1 protein-coding gene and 1 pseudogene are annotated in these 1,197 nt (G+C 62.2%); both read left to right on the plus strand.

The annotated features are described in order from the left end of the window. Window positions 1–253 precede the first annotated feature (253 nt). Complete coding sequence (locus ACWPWO_RS18790; RefSeq protein WP_454007891.1) at window positions 254–631, plus strand: helix-turn-helix domain-containing protein; 378 nt, start codon at window positions 254–256, stop codon at window positions 629–631. 189 nt (window positions 632–820) lie between these two features. After that, window positions 821–1,197, plus strand: a pseudogene (locus ACWPWO_RS18795) (phosphomethylpyrimidine synthase ThiC); the annotation flags it as partial.

The raw sequence follows: 1,197 nt of genomic DNA on the forward strand, positions 1-1,197 counted from the left end.
GGTGGAGTCGCGGCAGGAAATCGGCCGATAGCCCCGTTCCGCCAGGGCCTTGACCTGCTGTTCCAGCAGGTTTCGATCAGGAATGACACTGGAGAGGTACAGCACAACAGGACCGCCAGTAACCACATTTGTAACCGACATAGTTGATACCTTAACTATAATGACGCCAGATGACCCTGCCTGACATTATAAATCACAAACGTGTTATTTAATCAAAACCATCGTGGTGGGCGTTGCATCAACAATCTGTGGTGTGAAAAACTTCTCCGAACGCCTGCGCCACGCACGGCAACAACGCGGCCTGTCGCAGGCCGGGCTGGCCCGCTTGTGCGGCCTGAGCCAGAGCGCCATCTCCAACTACGAGAGCGGCGCGCGCCGTGACGCCCGCGAGATCCTGGACCTGGCCAAGGCCCTGAACGTCAGCGCCCAGTGGCTCAAGAGCGGCCTGGGCCCCATGGAGATCAGCGTGGGCGGCGCACTGGTCATGCATGAACCGGACGGCGGACCGCCCATCGTCACCTGGCCCTTCAGCCGCTTCTCCGTGGACGAGATCGTGGCGCTGTCCGGCAAGGACCGCGAACACCTGGACCAGACCATACGCCATCTGCTCAATGGCATGAAAAGCAAATAAGCTTTATCAGCCCACAGACAGGTCCAAGACACCTATACTTGTCCTCACGCAGGGGTACTCGCCGCAGGCGGGTTGAGAAACACCCTCGTACCAGTACGGATAATGCCGATGCTGGGAGCGTGCGCCCCAGGTGCAATGCCTGCAAGGTGCTTCTTCCTATATCGGCTCCACCCCTTCCTTGGAGCTGCAATGACAAGCAAAAACCCAACTTTCACAGCCACCGCGGCCAGCGTGGACCCGGCTGCGATCCAGCCTTTGCCCAATTCCCGCAAGATCTACCAGACCGGCTCGCGTCCCGACCTGCGCGTGCCGTTCCGCGAGATCACCCTGGCCGATACCCCCAGCCAGTTCGGCGCGGAGCGCAACCCCCCGCTCAGCGTCTACGACACCAGCGGCCCCTACACGGACCCGGCCGCCCACATCGACATCCGCAAGGGCCTGCCGCCGCTGCGTCAGGCCTGGATCCAGGAGCGCGACGACACCGAACTGACCGCCGGCCTGAACAGCCAGTACGGCCGGGCCCGGCAGGCCGATCCGGAGCTGGACGCGCTGCGCTTCGAGCTGGT

Source organism: Alcaligenes sp. Marseille-Q7550 (assembly GCF_965112015.1).